The sequence below is a fragment of the Xylophilus sp. GW821-FHT01B05 genome, from assembly GCA_038961845.1.
Lineage (GTDB): Bacteria > Pseudomonadota > Gammaproteobacteria > Burkholderiales > Burkholderiaceae_C > Xylophilus.
The window spans coordinates 5,375,163-5,392,365 of sequence record CP152408.1; the positions used below are offsets into that span (position 1 = coordinate 5,375,163).

The window sequence follows — 17,203 nt, forward strand, 5'->3', positions numbered from 1 at the left end:
GCTCACCGCGGGTACCGGTCGCGGCCAGTGACCTCGTCGGTGTAGAGAATCCTGCGCACCACGCCGCCCGGGTCCAGGTGGATATGGATCAGGCGCATGCTGTTCAGGTCATTGAAGCGATACGACCAGACCGGGCCGTCAAAGCTGGCCACGCGCTCGACCTTGACCGGCTTGCCCATCAGGCGCGTGACGTCGGCTGCCGTCCACGCATCCACCACGATGCTGTTGAAGTCGGCATAGCGCAGCGCCTGGTCGGTGCTGCGCAGGCGGCCTTCGGCGTCGAAGTCCAGGTTCCACACGGCCGAGCCGGCCGGCAGCTCAGAGTACTGCAGCCGCTCGCCGCCTTCAGGCAGCGGGTAGCGGCCGGTGGGCGCGCCCAGCTTGGCCAGCACCGCATTCAGCGGCGTGCCGGCAGGCTCGAAGGCCGGGCTGGCGCAGCCGGCCAGCACGGCCAGCGCGGCGGCAGCCAGCAGTGCGCGCGTAAAGCTCATTCCCGGTCCTCGCGCTGCTGCTTGACCAGCTTGGTGCGGATGCGGTTGCGCTTGAGCGGCGACAGGTAATCAACAAACACCTTGCCCAGCAGGTGGTCCAGCTCGTGCTGGATGCACACCGCCAGCAGGCCGTCGGCCTCCAGCGTGAAGGGCTTGCCGTCGCGGTCCAGCGCCTGCACCCGCACCTCGGCGGCGCGCTCCACGCCGTCATAGAAGCCGGGCACCGACAGGCAGCCTTCCTCGCCGCTGACGCGCTCTTCACTGGCCCAGACGATCTCGGGGTTGATGAAGACCAGCGGCGTGTCGCGGTCTTCAGAGACATCGATCACCACCAGGCGCTCGTGCGCGTCCACCTGCGTGGCCGCCAGGCCGATGCCGCTGGCGTCATACATGGTCTCCAGCATGTCGGTGATCAATTGCTGGATGCGGGCATCCACCGCCGGCACAGGCTTGGCGACCTTCTGCAGGCGTGGATCGGGATAACAAAGAATAGGAAGCAAAGCCATAGCGTCAAACGGGCGAAGATGTCGCTATTTTCCGCCACTTTGGCGTTGCGCCCGGGGACTGCCGCCAATATGCGTTGCCCTCTCAAGGCCATGCAGCGAGAATCAGTCGCTGTTTGTAACGATTTCTTGCCGGATGGGGGGAGCCTTTCCTGATGCGAAAAATGACCCGAAGCGCCGCAGTGGCGCTGGCCGCGGCGGCCCTGTGCGGCAGCCTGCCGGCCCTGGCCCAGACCTATCCCATCACGCCGGCGCAGCGCGCCACCGCGCAGCAGGTGGCGCAAGCCGGCGTGCCGGTGTCCGAGCTGGCGCCCGATGCGCCCGACACCTATGTCGTCAAGCGCGGCGACACGCTCTGGGCCATCTCCGGCCTGTACCTGCGCCAGCCCTGGCGCTGGCCCGAACTGTGGGGCATGAACCTGGAGCAGGTCCGCAACCCGCACCTGATCTATCCCGGCCAGACGCTCTACCTCGAGCGCATTGACGGCATGGCGCGGCTGCGCACCACGCGCCCCGGCTCGACCGAGCCCGAAACCCTGCGCATCAGCCCGCGCACCCGCAGCGAAAGCCTGGCCAGCAACGTCATTCCCACGCTGCAGCCGCAGTTCATCGAGCCCTTCCTGGCCGAGCCGCTGGTGCTGGAAGAAGGCGTGCTGGAAGCCGCGCCGCGCCTGGTCGGCACCTTTGGCGACCACGTCATGCTGGCGCGCGGCGACCGCGCCTATGCGCGCGGCTCGGCCAGCCAGCCGCTGCAATTGGGCGAAGGCCAGCCGCGCGACTTCCGCGTGTTCCGCGAAGCGGTGCCGCTCAAAGACCCGGCCAGCGGCGAGATCCTGGGCTACGAGGCGCAATACGTCGGCCGCGCGCGCCTGCTCAAGGGCGAGTCGGTGCAGACCGTGCTGGAGGACGGCAAGGAGCTGACCGAGATCGTGCCGGCCTCGATGGACATCACCGGCTCCAAGGAAGAAATGCGCGCCGGCGACCGCCTGCAGCCCGAGCCGCCGCGCCAGTTGGTGAACTACACGCCGCACGCGCCGCAACAAGCGTTCGAGAACGGCCGCGTGGTGTCGATCTACGGCAGCGCCGTGGCCAATGCCGCGCAGAACCAGATCGTCGCCATCAACAAGGGCACGCGCGACGGCATGGAGGTTGGCCACGTGCTGGCCATCCTCACCGAGGGCGACCGCATCGTCGACCCGACCGACGACAAGCGCACCCGCATCAAGCTGCCCGACGAGCGCAACGGCCTGCTGATGGTGTTCCGCACCTTCGACCGGGTCTCTTACGGCCTGATCCTGCAGATCCGCACCGGCGTGAAGGTGGGCGACCACCTAGTGTCGCCGCAGTAAGCGGCACACCGGGGCGCATGGAGCGCGAAGAACTCTCCGCCTGGCTGCGCCTGACGCTCAGCCCCGGCGTTGGCCTGGACACGGCGCGCCGGCTGCTCGCCGCCTTTGGCCTGCCGCAGGCGCTGTTCGACGCTTCCACCACTGCGCTGCAGCAGGTGGTCACGCCCGCACAGGCCGCCGCCTTGCGCAGCGAGCCCGAAGGCCTCGCCGCGCTGCTGGACAGCACCTGGGCCTGGCTGAACGAGCGCGACGCCACCGGCGCCGAGCGCCGTTTTGTCACCCTGGGCGACGCCGGCTACCCACCAGGCCTGCTGGCCATCGAAGACCCGCCGCTGACGCTGTACCTGCTGGGCCAGGCAAGTTTCAAGCAAAAAGTGCCTGAAACCCAGGTGGCGCCTGGGCTATTAGCTATCAATTCAGAAGCGCCCGCGCTAGCCAATGCGCAGGCGCGCGGCATCGCCATCGTCGGCACGCGCAACCCCACGCCGCAGGGCGCGCAGAACGCCCACGCCTTTGGCCGCTACTTTGCCGAAGCCGGCATGACCGTGGTCTCGGGCCTGGCGCTGGGCATAGACGCCGCCGCGCACCAGGGCGCGCTCGATGGTGCCCACGGCGACGGCTGCGCCACCATTGCCGTCGTCGGCACCGGGCTGGACCGGGTCTACCCGGCGCGCCACCGCGCGTTGGCGCACCGCATCGCCGAGCACGGCCTGCTGCTGAGCGAATACCCGCTCGGCACGCCGCCGCTGGCCAGCAACTTCCCGCGCCGCAACCGGCTGATCGCCGGCCTGACGCTGGGCACGCTGGTGGTCGAAGCCACCCAGCCCTCGGGCTCGCTCATCACCGCGCGGCAGGCGGTGGAGCAGGGCAAAGAGGTGTTCGCCATCCCCGGCTCCATCCACGCGCCGCAGTCGCGCGGCTGCCACGCGCTGATCCGCCAGGGCGCCAAGCTGGTCGAATCCGCACAAGACGTGTTGGAAGAGCTGCGCCTGCCGGGCACAGCAGCAGCGCCGGCGCAACCCGCCGAGGCCGCCACCCCGCACGCCGCCCTCCTCGACGCCCTGGGCTACGACCCCGTCGGCCTGGACGCCCTGGTAGCCCGCACCGGCATCCCTGCCGCCACGCTGCAGGCGCAGCTGCTGGACCTGGAACTCGACGGCCACGTGGCGCGGTTGCCGGGCGGCTTGTTCCAGCGCATGGCGCTGGGTTGAGGGCACTCAGCCGGCCATCTGGCCAAAACGCCCGCCGTTGAAGTCATCGATGGCCTGGTGGATCTCGGCCTCGCTGTTCATCACGAACGGGCCGTGGCCCACCACCGGCTCGTTGAGCGGTTCGCCCGACAGCCAGAGCAGCGTGGCATCGCTGTTGGCCTCGATCTCCACGCCCGCGCCAGCAGGGTCGAAGTGCACGAGCTGCCCCTCGCGCGCAACCTCCTCGCCGTTCAGCAGCACGGTGCCGCGCAGCACTACCAAGGCCAGCGTGCGGCCCGCCTTGGCCGGGAGGTGCGCGACACCGCTCTGGGCGATGCGCACGTCCCACACGTCGATCGGTGTGAAGGTGCGCGCCGGGCCGCGCTGCCCATCGAACTCGCCCGCAATCACCCGCACCCGGCCAGCGCCCTCGGGCAAGTCCACCGACGGGATCTGCGCGTCCAGCAGGGTCTGGTAGCCGGGCTCGGCCATCTTGTCCTTTGCGGGCAGGTTGACCCAGAGCTGCACCATTTCCATCGTGCCACCGCTTTCGGTGAAGGCCCGCGAATGGAACTCCTCATGCAGGATGCCGCCGCCCGCGGTCATCCACTGCACGTCGCCCGGGCCGATCAGGCCACCCGCGCCGGTGGAGTCCCGGTGCTCCACCTCGCCCTGGTAGACGATGGTCACGGTCTCAAAGCCACGGTGCGGATGCTGGCCCACGCCGCGCGGCTGCGCAGCCGGCTCGAAGCGGGTCGGCGCCGCGTGGTCGAGCAGCAGAAACGGGCTCAGATGCCGGCCCAGCCCGTCGTAGCCAAACAGCGAGCGCACCGGAAAACCATCGCCCACCCAGTGCTGGCGGGGGGCGCTATAGACACCAAGAATCTTCTTCACGCGGATCTCCTTCAGTCGCCAAGGCGAGGGCCTCGGACCATGGACAAAGAATATGGGCAGGACGATGATCCCGGTAGATGGCGTAATCTGCCTTCATAGTCCTACTGGGTGAACGATGAGGGTGAGCAATGAAAGACCTGAACGACCTCTACTACTACGTGCAGGTGGTGGACCACGGCGGCTTCGCCCCCGCCGGCCGGGCGCTGGGCACGCCCAAATCCAAGCTCTCCCGGCGTATCGCGCTGCTGGAGGAGCGGCTGGGCGCGCGGCTGATCCAGCGCTCCACCCGGCGCTTCGCGGTCACCGAGATCGGCCAGACCTACTACCGCCACTGCAAGGCCATGCTGGTAGAGGCGGATGCCGCGGATGAAGCCATTGCGCTGACGCAGGCCGAGCCGCGCGGCGTCGTGCGCATGACCTGCCCGGTGGCGCTGCTGGACGCCCACATCGCCGAGATGGTGGCGGCCTTCATGGTGGCGCATCCGCTCGTGGAGATCCACCTGGAGGAAACCAATCGCCGCGTGGACGTGGTCGGAGAAGGCGTGGACCTGGCCATCCGGGTGCGCCCCCCGCCGCTGGAAGACAGCGAGCTGGCCATGCGCACACTCGCCCAGCGCGGGCAGCGCCTGGTGGCCTGCCCGCGCCTGCTGGCGGGCAGGCGCCCCCAGGTGCCCGCTGACCTGGCAGGCCTGCCCAGCATGGACCTGGGCCTGCCGCAGCACGAGCACGCCTGGCAGCTGATCGGCCCCGACGGCGCGCAGGCCACCATCCGCCACCAGCCCCGCCTGATCACGCGCGGCATGCTGGCGCTGCGGGCGGCAGCCGTGGCCGGCGTGGGCGTCGTGCAGTTGCCTTCCATGATGGTGCGCGAGCAGATCGAGCGCGGCGAGCTGATCCACGTGATCCCCGGCTGGGCACCGCGGCGCGAGATCATCCACGCCGTGTTCGCCTCGCGCCGCGGGCAGTTGCCCGCGCTCAGGGCGCTGCTGGATTTCCTGGCGGACCGCTTCCGGTTGCTGGACGAGGATTGAGCCGCGCCCAGCACATGCGGCGGATCTACCGGCCTGCCGGCTGGCCCACCAACGGCAGCCGGGCCAGCATGTTCTTGAGCGCCAGCGCGTCCCAGGGCAGATGCTCGGCAATGCCCAGCCCGACCACATCGACCACCTGTGCCACGTCGCCCAGCAAGCGCAGCACCTGCTCGATGCCCATCCCGCCCTGCGCCACGCCGTCGAAGGCGTCGGCCGGCGCGGCCGGGTTGGCGAACAGCAGGGAGCGAAAGGCCCGTGGGTCCAGCACGTCCAGGTCGAGGTGGATGGCCAGGTGCTTGGCCCCCGTGGCGCGCAGCCATTCCAGCACCGGCTCGCTGTTCTCGGCCAATGCGGCGGGGCCAGCCTGCTTGAGTCCATGCCGCTCGATGAAGGCGCGCTCTCCCGGCAGCGTTTGCTGCAGGCCGGCATACATCACGTTCTGCGGCTTGAGCGGCAGCTTGACCGCGCTGGCGAAGTCGCTGTCGCCCTCGCCCAGCAGGTTGCCCAGCACCATGGCGTGGGCATGCGCAAAATCCCTGGGCGTCATCACGTCAGGATGGGCATCCACCCACAGCACCGCCAGTTCGCCGCCGTAGCGCTCGTTGAGATAGGCAAACGGCGCCAGGTCCACCAGGCAGTCGCCGCCCAGCACCACCAGGCGGTCCGGGCGATGCTGGTCGATCAGCTGGCGCGCCCGCTGCAACTGCCGCAGCAAGGCACTGCGGCCGACGATGCCGTCTTCGATGGCCAGCGGCGCGCCCGTCGATGGCGGCACCTCGACCTGTTCGACCGGGCCGGTCGGGTCCGGCGCCAGCCATGACAAGAGCTGGGCGCCAAAGTAGTAAGGCGGGTTGTTGCCGCCCTGCCATTGCGGGAAGACCAGGCGCAGCGTCGTTTCGTTGCTAGTGCTCATATACGGGAGTGCTGTGTGTTCAAAGGCGCAGAAGAATGGTCCCCAGGGCCTGGCGCGATACCAGCCGCTGGTAGCCGCGCTCAAAACCCTCCAGCGGGTAGCTGCTGTCGATGGACGGGCGCAGCAGGCCCTGGGCGATGAAGCCTGCGATGCGCACCAGCGTGCATCCCTCGCGCATCGCGGGCATGGGGCGTTCTTCAATGGCCATCTGGGGGGGGGTGGCCGAACCGGGTGACAACGAGAGCCTTCATGGATTTCCTGGGTGCGGGGCCATGCATGCGACAGCACGCTGCCGCTGCATCGGGGCCAACCGGCCACTCTATTTGATTACCCAGCGCAGAAATACCCGTTTAGAGTTGACGATTTGTCGCATGGATTGAGCAAATGGACCGAGTCATCGCCGCCCAGGTGTTGCTGGAAACAGTGGCGCGCGGCAGCATCTCCGCCGCCGCCGAGCAGCTGGGAATGTCACGCGCCATGGCCTCGCGCTACATCGGCCTGATGGAGGACTGGGCCGGCGCCCGCCTGCTGCACCGCACCACGCGCAAGCTCAGCCTGACCACGGCGGGCGAAAAAATCCTGCCCGCCTGCAAAGAGCTGCTGGCGCTGTCGGGCGAGGTCGCCGCCGCCGGCGCGGATGCCGACAGCGTGCCCAAGGGCCTGCTGCGCGTCAGCGCATCGTCGATCTTTGCCGAGTTCTGCCTCGCCGACGCCCTGGTCGCCTTCCTGCAAGAGCACCCGGCCATCTCCGTCGACCTGCAAATCGTCGACCGTGCAGTGAATCTGGCCGAAGACGGCATTGACCTGGCCATTCGCGTGACCAATGCGCTGGACCCGCACCTGATCGCGCGCAAGCTCGGCGACTGCCCCTCGGTGATCTGCGCCAGCCCGGCCTACCTGCAGGCCCGTGGCACGCCCACGCATGTGCGCGATCTGGCGGCGCATAACTGCCTGACCTATGCCTACTTCAGCCAGAGCGTGTGGCGTTTCCAGGCGGGCGGGGAAGACATCCAGGTGCCGGTCGCCGGCAACTTCAGCACCAACGAATCATTGATCGTCCTGCGCGCGGCACTGCGCGGCGCCGGCATCGCCATGCTGCCCCAGTTCGCAGCCGCCCAGGCGATACAGGAGGGGCGCCTGATCCCGCTATTGCCGGGCTTCGAGGTAGAGCGGCTGGGCGTGTTCGCGGTCTACCTGTCGCGCCAGCGCATGCCGCCGTCGCTGCGGGCGCTGATTGATTTCTTGTCGGCACGTCTCAGGCTGACATCGCGCCCATGAAAAAACCGGGCGCAAGGCCCGGTTCTTCAGCGTGGCAGCGGCAGGGCCGCCTACGGGTTCGCAATCAAAGTGAGAACAAGGCGCGAAGCCGCAGACAGTGCTGTAGCACGGCAAGGCGAAGCAACGCGGTTATCGCTTTGATTTCGAAACCGTATCAGACTTGCGCGCCGGCGTTCTCGTCACCGGGCTCACCCTTCTTGGGCAGCGGCTTGACCAGGTCCTCGCGCTTCACGCCCAGCCACATCGCAATGGATGCGGCCACGAAGCACGAAGAGTAGATGCCGAAGCAGATACCGATGGTCAGCGCCAGCGCGAAGTAGTGCAGGGTCTGGCCGCCGAAGAAGAACATCGACAGCACCATCAGCTGGGTCGAGCCGTGGGTGATGATGGTGCGGCTGATGGTGGACGTGATGGCGTGGTTGATGACGTGCTCGGTGTCCATCTTGCGCTGGCGCCGGAAGGTCTCGCGCACGCGGTCGAAGATCACCACGGATTCATTCACCGAGTAGCCCAGCACCGCCAGCACCGCCGCCAGCACCGCCAATGAGAACTCCCACTGGAAGAAGGCGAAGAAGCCCAGGATGATGACCACGTCGTGCAGGTTGGCCAGCACGGTGGACACCGCAAACTTCCACTCGAAGCGGAAGGCCAGGTAGACCATGATGCCGACCACCACCATGGCCAGCGCCTTCAGGCCGTCGGTGGCCAGTTCTTGCCCGACCTGCGGGCCGACGAACTCCACGCGGCGCAGCGTGGCCTCGTTGCTGGCGTCGGTCTTGAGCGCGGCCAGCACGCTGTCGCTTTGCTGCGAGGACGACACGCCCTTGCGCGCCGGCAGGCGGATGATGACGTCGCGCGCGGTGCCAAAGTTTTGCACCTGCACGTCTTCGTAGCCCAGGCTGGAGACGGCCTTGCGCACGCTCTCCAGGTCGGCCGGCTGGGTGTAGGCAACCTCCATCACCGTGCCACCGGTGAACTCCACCGACAGGTGCAGCCCGCGGTGGAACAGGAAGAACACAGCCGCGGCAAAGGTCAGGAACGAGATCGCGTTGAGCCACAGTGCGTGGCGCATGAACGGGATGTCGCGGCGGATACGGAAGAATTCCATCTGAGTCTCTCCTTACTTCAGCGCAGCCGCGGAGGTATCGGCGTCGGGACGCCACACGGTGCCGATCGAGACCGACTTGAGCTTCTTCTTGCGGCCATACCAGAGGTTGACCAGCCCGCGCGAGAAGAACACGGCGGAGAACATCGAGGTCAGGATGCCGATGCAGTGCACCACGGCAAAGCCGCGCACCGGGCCCGAGCCGAAGGCCAGCAGTGCCAGGCCGGCGATCAGGGTGGTGACGTTGGAGTCCAGGATGGTGGCCCAGGCGCGCTCGTAGCCGGCGTTGATCGCCGCCTGTGGCGACACGCCGGCGCGCAGTTCTTCGCGTATGCGCTCGTTGATCAGCACGTTGGAGTCGATGGCAACCCCCAGCGCCAGCGCCATGGCGGCAATGCCGGGCAAGGTCAGCGTGGCCTGCAGCATCGACAGAATGGCCACCAGCAACAGCACGTTGACCAGCAGCGCAATGCTGGAGATCACGCCAAACAGCGCGTAGTACAGGCACATGAAGACGCAGATCGCCACCATGCCCCAGGTCACGCTGTGGAAGCCGCGGGCGATGTTGTCGGCGCCCAGGCTGGGGCCGATGGTGCGCTCTTCGATGATTTCCATGGGCGCGGCCAGCGAGCCGGCGCGCAGCAGCAGGGAGGTGTCATTGGCCTCGACCGAGGTCATGCGGCCAGAGATCTGCACGCGCCCGCCAGAGATTTCCGTGCGGATCACGGGCGCGGTGACGACCTCGCCCTTGCCCTTCTCGAACAGCACGATGGCCATGCGCTTGCCCACGTTCTCGCGCGTGACGTCGCGGAAGATGCGTGCGCCCTTGGCGTCGAGCGTGAGGTTGACGGTGGGCTCTTGCGTCTGGCTGTCGAAGCCGGGCTGGGCGTCGGTCAGGTTCTCGCCGGTCAGCATCACCTGCTTCTTCACCACCAGCGGGGAGCCGCTGCGCTCCAGGTACTTCTCGGAGCCAAAAGGCACCGGGCCAGAGTTGCGCTCGGCCACGCGGGCGTCGGTGCTTTCGTCGACCATGCGCACTTCCAGCGTGGCGGTGCGGCCCAGGATGTCCTTGGCCTTGGCCGTGTCCTGCACGCCAGGCAACTGCACCACGATGCGGTCCAGGCCCTGCTGCTGGATCACTGGCTCGGTCACGCCAAGCTCATTGATCCGGTTGTGCAGCGTGGTGATGTTCTGCTTGAGCGCCTGGTCTTGCACCTTGCGCACGGCCTCGGGCTTGATCGAGGCAGAGATGCGCGTGTCGGCGCCCTCGCCGGCTTCGGCCACGGTCAGGTCGGGGAACTGGTCGGCGATCAGGTTCTTGACGGCGGTGGCGGTTTCCGCGTCGCGCACGCGAATCAGCACCGTCTGGCCGTTGCGGTCGATGCCGCCGTGGCGAATGTTCTTGTCGCGCAGCAGGGTGCGCAGGTCGCCGGCATAGGACTCGGCCTTCTTGTCGAGCGCGGCCTGCATGTCCACCTGCAGCATGAAGTGCACGCCACCGCGCAGATCCAGCCCCAGGAACATGGGCGCCGCACCAAGCTTGGCAAGCCAGGCCGGGGTGCGCGACTGCAGGTTCAGCGCCACGATGTAGGACGGGTCGCTGGCGTCAGGCACCAGGGCGCGCTGCAGCGCGTCGCGCGCACGCAGCTGGTCGTCCAGGTTGGTGAAACGGGCACGCACCGAGCCGCCGTCCAGGGCGATCAGGTCGGGCGCAAGGCTGGCCGCCTTCAGCGCGTCCTGCACACGGTCCAGCGTGGCCGTGTCCACCTTGATGATGGACTTGGCCGACGACACCTGCACCGCAGGCGCCTCGCCAAAGAAGTTGGGCAGGGTGTAGAGGGCCCCAATGAGCAGCACGATCACCAGGATCGTGTACTTCCAGACCGGGTAACGGTTCATGATCGCGCTTCTCTGTAAGGCGGGCGGGCCGCCTCGGATTCGACTCGGTTCCAGCAGGCGCGGCGCCAGGGGGCCGCGCGGGAACGTTTACTTGACAGTGCCCTTTGGCAGGACCTGGGCGATGGCGCTGCGTTGCAGTTGCACTTCGACATTGGGAGCGATCTCGATGCTGATCGTTCCTTCGCCGATGCGCGTCACCTTGCCGATGATGCCGCCGGAGGTTGCGACTTCGTCACCCTTGGCGACGGCGTCGAGCATGGCGCGGTGCTCTTTCTGGCGCTTCATCTGGGGGCGGATCATGATGAAGTACAGCACCACGAACATCAGCACCAGCGGCAGCATGCCGGTGAGCGAAGACATGATGCCGCCACCGCTGGCGGTAGCAGCGGGAGCGGTCTGGGCAAATGCGGAAGAAATGAACAAGGCTGGGCTCCACGACGCATGCGTCGAATGGGAAGAAAGAAGGCGGCCACCAGGGCCGCACAGGGTGTCCGGGCTGCGGACAACAGGGGATTGTATGCGGCGCCCCCCCGCAAAACGGCGGAGGTATCCCGCAGCGCTGCGGGTCTTTGGCGGCCGGTAAGCTATTGAATGTATAGCTTATAGCCCAGGCGGCACCTGGGCTAAAGGCATATTTAATGCCCAATCCGTGTCAGGCCGCCGCGCGCTCCCCAGCGGGGTGCTGCCAGCGCTGCAACAGCGTGGCCCCGTGCAGCCGCGCCGCCGCCAGATTGCGCTCCTTGACGTGGCCGTAGCCCTTGATCAGCTCGGGGATGCGGGCGATCTCTACGGCCAGCGCATGGTTCTCGGTGCTGAGGCCGGCCAGCAGTTGCTCGACGCTGGCGCGGTATTCACCGATCAGTGCGCGCTCGGTGCGGCGCTCTTCGGTGCGGCCGAAGGGGTCGAACGCCGTGCCGCGCAAGCCCTTCAAGCGGGCCAGCACGCGGAAGGCGCTCTGCATCCAGGGGCCGAACTTCTGCTTCTGCAGCTCGCCCTTGGCGTTCTTCTTGGCGATGGCGGGCGGCGCCAGGTGGTAGTGCAGCTTGAAGTCGCCCTCGAACATGCCGTTGACGCGCTCCAGGAAGCTGCGGTCGGTGTGCAGCCGCGCCACTTCGTATTCGTCCTTGTACGCCATCAGCTTGAACAGGTAGCGCGCCACCGATTCAGACAGCGTGGTCTTGCCCAGCGGCGCCTCGGCCTGCTTGACGCGCTCGACAAAGCTGCGGTACTGCTCGGCATAGGCCTGGTTCTGGTAGGCGGCCAGGAACTGCGCCCGGCGCGCAACCAGGCCTTCGAGCGTTTCGCGCGGCTTGAAGCTGATGACCTGCGCCGGGGCGAGCAGCTTTTGCACTGCAGCCCAGTCGTGCGCGGCGTGGCGGCCCCAGGCGAAGGCGGTCTTGTTCTGCTCGACGGCGACGCCGTTCAGCTCGATGGCGCGCAGCAGCGAACCCAGCTCCAGCGGCACCCAGCCGCGCTGCCAGGCGTAGCCCAGGATCATCGGGTTGATGTAGAGGCTGTCGCCCATCAGCCGGGTGGCGGCGGCGTCGGCGTCGAACACGCCCAGGCCGTCCAGGCCGACGGCGCGTGCGATCTCGGCAGCGCAGGCCTCGGTCGGGTTCTGCCAGTCGATGTTGCGCACAAAGGCTGCGGTGGGCGTGCTGTGGCTGTTGAGCGCGACGTGGGTGCGGCCCTCGCGCATGCGCAGCGTGCTTTCCTTGTTCACCGCCACCAGCGGGTCGCAGGCCAGGATCAGGTCGGCCGCGGCCATGCCGACGCGGGTGGTGCGGATGTCGTCCTGCCGGTCGGCAATCAACACGTGGCTCCAGGTGGCGCCGCCCTTTTGCGCCAGGCCGGCTGCGTCTTGCGTGACGATGCCCTTGCCTTCCAGGTGCGCGGCCATGCCCAGCAACTGGCCGATGGTGATGACGCCGGTGCCGCCGACGCCGGCCACGACGATGCCCCAGACGCCCGCAGCCGATGGCAGCACCGGATCAGGCAGCGCGCCCAGCAGCGCCGGCGTGGGCGCTTCGGCCTTCTTGGCCTTGCGCAGGCTGCCGCCTTCGACCGAGACAAAGCTCGGGCAAAAGCCCTTCAGGCAGCTCATGTCCTTGTTGCAGCTGCTTTGGTTGATGGTGCGCTTGCGGCCGAACTCGGTCTCCAGCGGCTCGACCGACAGGCAGTTGCTTTGCACGCTGCAGTCGCCGCAGCCTTCGCAGACCAGCTCGTTGATGACCACGCGCTTGGCTGGGTCCACCGCCGTGCCGCGTTTGCGGCGGCGGCGCTTCTCTGTGGCGCAGGTCTGGTCATAAATGATGGCCGTGGTGCCTTTGATCTCCCGGAACTCGCGCTGGATGCGGTCGAGCTCGTCGCGGTGCTGCACTGCCACGCCGTCAGACAGTTTCACGCCCTCGTATTTCTCGGGTTCGTCGGTGACGATCACCAGCTTGGTCGCGCCCTCGGACAGCACGCTGCGCATGATCTGCAGCACCGAATGGCCTTCAGGCCGCTCGCCCACCTGCTGGCCGCCGGTCATGGCGACGGCGTCGTTGTAGAGGATCTTGTAGGTGATGTTGACGCCGGCGGCGATGCTCTGGCGGATCGCCAGCAGGCCGCTGTGGAAGTAGGTGCCGTCACCCAGGTTGGCAAAGATGTGCTGGTCGGTGGTGAAGGGCTGCTGGCCAACCCAGGGCACGCCCTCGCCGCCCATTTGCGTAAAGCCAATGGTGCTGCGGTCCATCCAGGTGGCCATGTAGTGGCAGCCGATGCCGCCCAGGGCGCGCGAGCCCTCGGGCACCACGGTGCTGGTGTTGTGCGGGCAGCCCGAGCAGTACCAGGGCAGGCGGTCTGCGCCCTGCACGCCACCGGCCTCCAGCACCTGCATGGCGCGCTCCTTGGCGTCGAGCAGTGCCAGTTGCGCCTCGACCCGCGCCACCATGTCGGCGCCCGCAGCCTGCAGCAGGCCCAGCTTCTTCAGCCGGCCGGCGATGGCGCGCGCGATCAGCGCCGGCGACAGATCGCCATTGGCGCGCAGCAAGGTGTTGGCCGTGGGGTTGGGCATGGACCATTCGCCGCCGGAGAAGTCGCCGTCCGGCTCGTCGAACTTGCCCAGCACGTTGGGCCGCACGTCGGCGCGCCAGTTGTAGAGCTCTTCCTTCAGCTGGTATTCGATGACCTGGCGCTTTTCCTCGACCACCAGGATCTCTTGCAGGCCGGTGGCGAATTCACGCGTGAGCTGCGCCTCTAGTGGCCAGACCACGCCGACCTTGTGCAGGCGTATGCCCAACTGGCGGCAGGCCGCGTCGTCCAGGCCCAGGTCGGCCAGCGCCTGGCGCGTGTCGTTCCAGGACTTGCCGCTGGCCATGATGCCCAGGCGGTCGTTCGGGCCTTCGATGGCGTTGTAGTTGAGGCGGTTGGCGCGGATGTAGGCCAGCGCGGCATACCACTTGTAGTGCATCAGCCGCGCTTCCTGCTCCAGCGGCGCATCGGGCCAGCGGATGTGCAGGCCGCCGGGCGGCATCTCGAAATCGGTCGGGATGATGATCTTGACCCGCTCCGGGTCGATGGTGACGGTGGCGCTGGACTCGACGATCTCCTGGATCGTCTTCATGCCGGCCCAGACGCCAGAGAAACGGCTCATGGCAAAGGCATGCAGGCCCAGGTCCAGGATCTCTTGCACCGTGGCCGGAAAGAACACCGGCAGGCCGCAGGCCTTGAAGATGTGGTCGCTCTGGTGGGCGGCGGTACTGCTCTTGGCGATATGGTCGTCGCCCGCCACTGCGATCACGCCGCCAAACTCCGTGGTGCCAGCCATGTTGGCGTGCTTGAACACGTCAGAGCAGCGGTCCACGCCCGGGCCCTTGCCGTACCAGATGCCAAACACGCCGTCGAACTTGTTGGTACCCGCTGGCGAGAAGCCCAGTTGCTGCGTGCCCCAGAGCGCGGTGGCCGCCAGCTCTTCATTCACGCCGGGCTGGAACACGATGTTCTGCGACTTCAAGAACTTGGACGCCTTCGCCAGCGCCTGGTCATAGCCGCCCAGCGGCGAGCCCCGGTAGCCGCTGATGAACCCCGCCGTGTTCTTGCCCGCCGCCGCGTCGCGCTGGCGCTGCAGCATGGGCAGCTTGACCAGAGCTTGGACGCCGGACATGAAGGCTCTGCCTTCGTCAAGGCTGTACTTATCGTCCAGGGTCACTGTCTCTAGGGCCTTGCGGATGTGCTCGGGTAGGGGCGCATTCATCGTGCTGTCTCCATCGGCGTCGGGGGTGCGCCTGTATCGAGCCAGTGTAGGACGAGCGGCCTGACAGGTGTTTGCTTTTGTTGCCCTAGAAGAGATACTCAAAGAAAGGATCTTTCTAAAACATGGCCACTATGGAAACACTTGATAAGTTTGACCTGTCCATCCTGCGCGAACTGCAGGCCGACGCCCGGCTTACCAATGCCGAGCTGGCGCAGCGCGTGGGCCTGTCGGCCGCGCCCTGCTGGCGGCGCGTGCGGGCGCTGGAGACGGCCGGCTACATCCTGGGCTACCACGCGCAACTCAACCGCCAGAAGCTGGGCCTGGGCGTGCTGGCCTTTGTGCGGCTGGATGCCGAGCGCAACTCGGGCGACGCCATGCGCCAGTTGGAAGAGGCGGTGCGCCAGCTGCCCGAGGTCACCAACTGCCACTACATCAGCGGCACCGGCACCTTCGAGCTGCAGGTGGTGGCCGAGGACCTGGACCATTTCTCGCGCTTTGCGCTGCAGCGCCTGGCCAACCTGCCGCATGTGAAAGACCTGCACACCAGCTTCTCGCTGGGCGAGGTCAAGGCCAGCGGGGCGCTGCCGCTGGGACATCTGGGCGCCGCCCGGCCGCCGCGCTGACGGCCGGAGGACAATGGCGCAATGGCAGCGAGCACCCACGACAAAGAGACAAACACCCTTCTTGACCAGCCCGGTACGGCGCCGCCCGCGCCGCCGCCGGGCCGCTGGTCCGCGCTGGAGCCGCTGACAGTCCCGACCTTCCGCATGCTATGGCTGACCTGGGTGGCGGCCAATACCTGCATGTGGATGAACGACGTGGCCACCGCCTGGATGATGACCTCGCTCACCACCTCGCCGGTGATGGTGGCGCTGGTGCAGTCGGCGTCCACACTGCCGGTGTTCTTGCTGGGCCTGCCCAGCGGCGCGCTGGCCGACATCCTGGACCGGCGGCGCTACTTCATGGTGACCCAGCTCTGGGTGGCGGTGGTGGCCATGGTGATCTGCGTGATCGTGCTGGCCGGCTGGATGAACGCGCACCTGTTGCTGGCGCTGACCTTTTGCAACGGCATTGGCCTGGCGATGCGCTGGCCGGTGTTCGCCGCCATCGTGCCCGAGCTGGTGCCGCGCGCCCAGTTGCCGGCGGCCATGGGCCTGAACGGCATCGCCATGAACGCCTCGCGCATCATCGGCCCGCTGGTGGCGGGCGCGGTCATTGCCAGCGCGGGCAGCCACTGGGTGTTTGTGCTGAACACCGCGCTATCGCTGGGCGCGGCCCTGGTGATCTGGCGCTGGCGCCGCGTGCACCAGCCCAGCCCGCTGGGCCGCGAGCGCCTGGGCAGCGCCATGCGCGTGGGCCTGCAGTACGTGCGCCAGTCGCCGCGCATGCGCTCGGTGCTGGTGCGGATTGCCGTGTTCTTTGTGCACGCCACGGCGCTGCTGGCCATGCTGCCGCTGATCGCGCGCGCCCTGCCGGGCGGCGGAGCCGGCACCTTCACCTTGCTGCTGGCGGCCATGGGCGCGGGCGCCATCGTCGGCGCGCTGCTGCTGCCGCGCCTGCGCCAGCACCTGGCGCGCGACAGCCTGGTGCGGCTGGGGACCACGGTGGTGTCCGTGGCCACCGGCGCGGTGGCCTTTGCGCCCAATGTCTACGTGGCCGTGCCGGCGATGGCGCTGGGCGGCCTGGCCTGGCTGGCCACGGCCAATTCCATGACCACTTCGGCCCAGCTGGCGCTGCCCGACTGGGTGCGTGCGCGCGGCATGTCGATCTACCAGATGGCGCTGATGGGCGCGACCGCGCTGGGCGCGGCGCTGTGGGGCCAGGTGGCGTCGATGACCACGCTGCACATCAGCCTGGGCACGGCGGCGGTGACCGGCGTGGTGGTGATGCTGGCGGTGCAGCACTTCATGCCCGACCGCAGCCTGGAGGAAGACCTGTCGCCCTCGCAGGCCTTCACCGCGCCGGTGGCCGAGACGCCGCTGGCATCGGGCCACATCCAGGTGACGATCGAATACCGCATCGACCCGGCGCGCGCCGAGGAATTCCGCGCGCTGATGCAAGAAAGCCGCCGCAGCCGCCTGCGCCAGGGCGCGCTCGACTGGCAACTGCAGCGCGACGTGCATGACCCGTCGAGCTACATCGAGCAGATCGTCGACGAGTCCTGGACCGAGCACCTGCGCCGCTTCACCCGCGTCACCGCCTGGGACGTGGCGCTGCGCGACCGCAAGCTGGCCTTCCACGTGGGCAGCGAGCCGCCACGGGTGACGCGGCGCATTGTCGAGCGCTAGCGAAAAAGGCCGACTTCACAAGGAA

General features: G+C 67.8%; 15 protein-coding genes. 6 read left to right on the forward strand and 9 right to left on the reverse strand.

All coding sequences use genetic code 11. The annotated features are described in order from the left end of the window. Positions 1–2: 2 nt before the first annotated feature. On the reverse strand, positions 3–491 hold the full coding sequence (locus tag AAFF27_25115; protein XAH23220.1) for a hypothetical protein: 489 nt from the start codon (positions 489–491) through the stop codon (positions 3–5). Next, positions 488–997, reverse strand: a complete 510-nt coding sequence (def, locus tag AAFF27_25120; GenBank protein ID XAH23221.1) for a peptide deformylase — start codon at positions 995–997, stop codon at positions 488–490. The genes AAFF27_25115 and def overlap by 4 nt, the downstream gene beginning before the upstream one ends. 161 nt (positions 998–1,158) lie before the next feature. Between def and AAFF27_25125 the strand changes: the two genes are divergently transcribed. Both AAFF27_25125 and dprA read left to right on the forward strand, forming a co-directional pair. Further along, positions 1,159–2,343 (forward strand): LysM domain-containing protein, encoded by a 1,185-nt coding sequence (locus AAFF27_25125; protein XAH23222.1) that lies wholly within the window; start codon positions 1,159–1,161, stop codon positions 2,341–2,343. 17 nt (positions 2,344–2,360) lie between these two features. Beyond that, positions 2,361–3,554, forward strand: coding sequence for a DNA-processing protein DprA (gene dprA / locus AAFF27_25130; protein ID XAH23223.1), 1,194 nt, complete (start codon positions 2,361–2,363; stop codon positions 3,552–3,554). Between the two features lie 6 nt (positions 3,555–3,560). Here the strand turns inward: dprA and AAFF27_25135 are convergent, their stop codons facing one another. Beyond that, positions 3,561–4,427, reverse strand: a complete 867-nt coding sequence (locus AAFF27_25135) for a pirin family protein (protein ID XAH23224.1) — start codon at positions 4,425–4,427, stop codon at positions 3,561–3,563. A 128-nt stretch (positions 4,428–4,555) separates the two neighbouring features. Here AAFF27_25135 and AAFF27_25140 point away from each other — a divergent pair, with 128 nt between their 5' ends. Further along, positions 4,556–5,458, forward strand: coding sequence for a LysR family transcriptional regulator (locus AAFF27_25140; protein ID XAH23225.1), 903 nt, complete (start codon positions 4,556–4,558; stop codon positions 5,456–5,458). Positions 5,459–5,483: 25 nt separating this feature from the next. Here AAFF27_25140 and AAFF27_25145 read toward each other — a convergent pair whose 3' ends face one another. Further along, on the reverse strand, positions 5,484–6,371 hold the full coding sequence (locus tag AAFF27_25145) for an arginase family protein (GenBank protein XAH23226.1): 888 nt from the start codon (positions 6,369–6,371) through the stop codon (positions 5,484–5,486). Positions 6,372–6,390: 19 nt separating this feature from the next. Continuing rightward, the gene (locus tag AAFF27_25150; GenBank protein XAH23227.1) at positions 6,391–6,579 is read right to left on the reverse strand and encodes a hypothetical protein; all 189 of its coding nucleotides are present in this window, start codon (positions 6,577–6,579) and stop codon (positions 6,391–6,393) included. Positions 6,580–6,755: 176 nt separating this feature from the next. Here AAFF27_25150 and AAFF27_25155 point away from each other — a divergent pair, with 176 nt between their 5' ends. Continuing rightward, positions 6,756–7,649, forward strand: coding sequence for a LysR family transcriptional regulator (locus AAFF27_25155; protein ID XAH23228.1), 894 nt, complete (start codon positions 6,756–6,758; stop codon positions 7,647–7,649). A 154-nt stretch (positions 7,650–7,803) separates the two neighbouring features. Here AAFF27_25155 and secF read toward each other — a convergent pair whose 3' ends face one another. From secF to AAFF27_25175, 4 genes are all read right to left on the reverse strand, one after another. Further along, a complete protein-coding gene (secF, locus tag AAFF27_25160) occupies positions 7,804–8,757 on the reverse strand; it encodes a protein translocase subunit SecF (protein ID XAH23229.1) in 954 nt (317 codons plus the stop codon). Between the two features lie 12 nt (positions 8,758–8,769). After that, positions 8,770–10,653, reverse strand: a complete 1,884-nt coding sequence (secD, locus tag AAFF27_25165; protein ID XAH23230.1) for a protein translocase subunit SecD — start codon at positions 10,651–10,653, stop codon at positions 8,770–8,772. Positions 10,654–10,740: 87 nt separating this feature from the next. Then, entirely contained in the window at positions 10,741–11,076 is a 336-nt protein-coding gene (gene yajC / locus AAFF27_25170; protein ID XAH23231.1) for a preprotein translocase subunit YajC, read from the reverse strand. A 229-nt stretch (positions 11,077–11,305) separates the two neighbouring features. After that, positions 11,306–14,890: an indolepyruvate ferredoxin oxidoreductase family protein gene (locus AAFF27_25175; GenBank protein XAH23232.1), complete on the reverse strand. Its 3,585-nt coding sequence runs from the start codon at positions 14,888–14,890 to the stop codon at positions 11,306–11,308. Between the two features lie 131 nt (positions 14,891–15,021). On the opposite strand from AAFF27_25175, the gene AAFF27_25180 reads away from it, so the two are divergent. Then, positions 15,022–15,513, forward strand: a complete 492-nt coding sequence (locus AAFF27_25180) for an Lrp/AsnC family transcriptional regulator (GenBank protein ID XAH23233.1) — start codon at positions 15,022–15,024, stop codon at positions 15,511–15,513. Between the two features lie 21 nt (positions 15,514–15,534). After that, positions 15,535–17,178: an MFS transporter gene (locus tag AAFF27_25185; protein ID XAH23234.1), complete on the forward strand. Its 1,644-nt coding sequence runs from the start codon at positions 15,535–15,537 to the stop codon at positions 17,176–17,178. Positions 17,179–17,203: the final 25 nt, after the last annotated feature.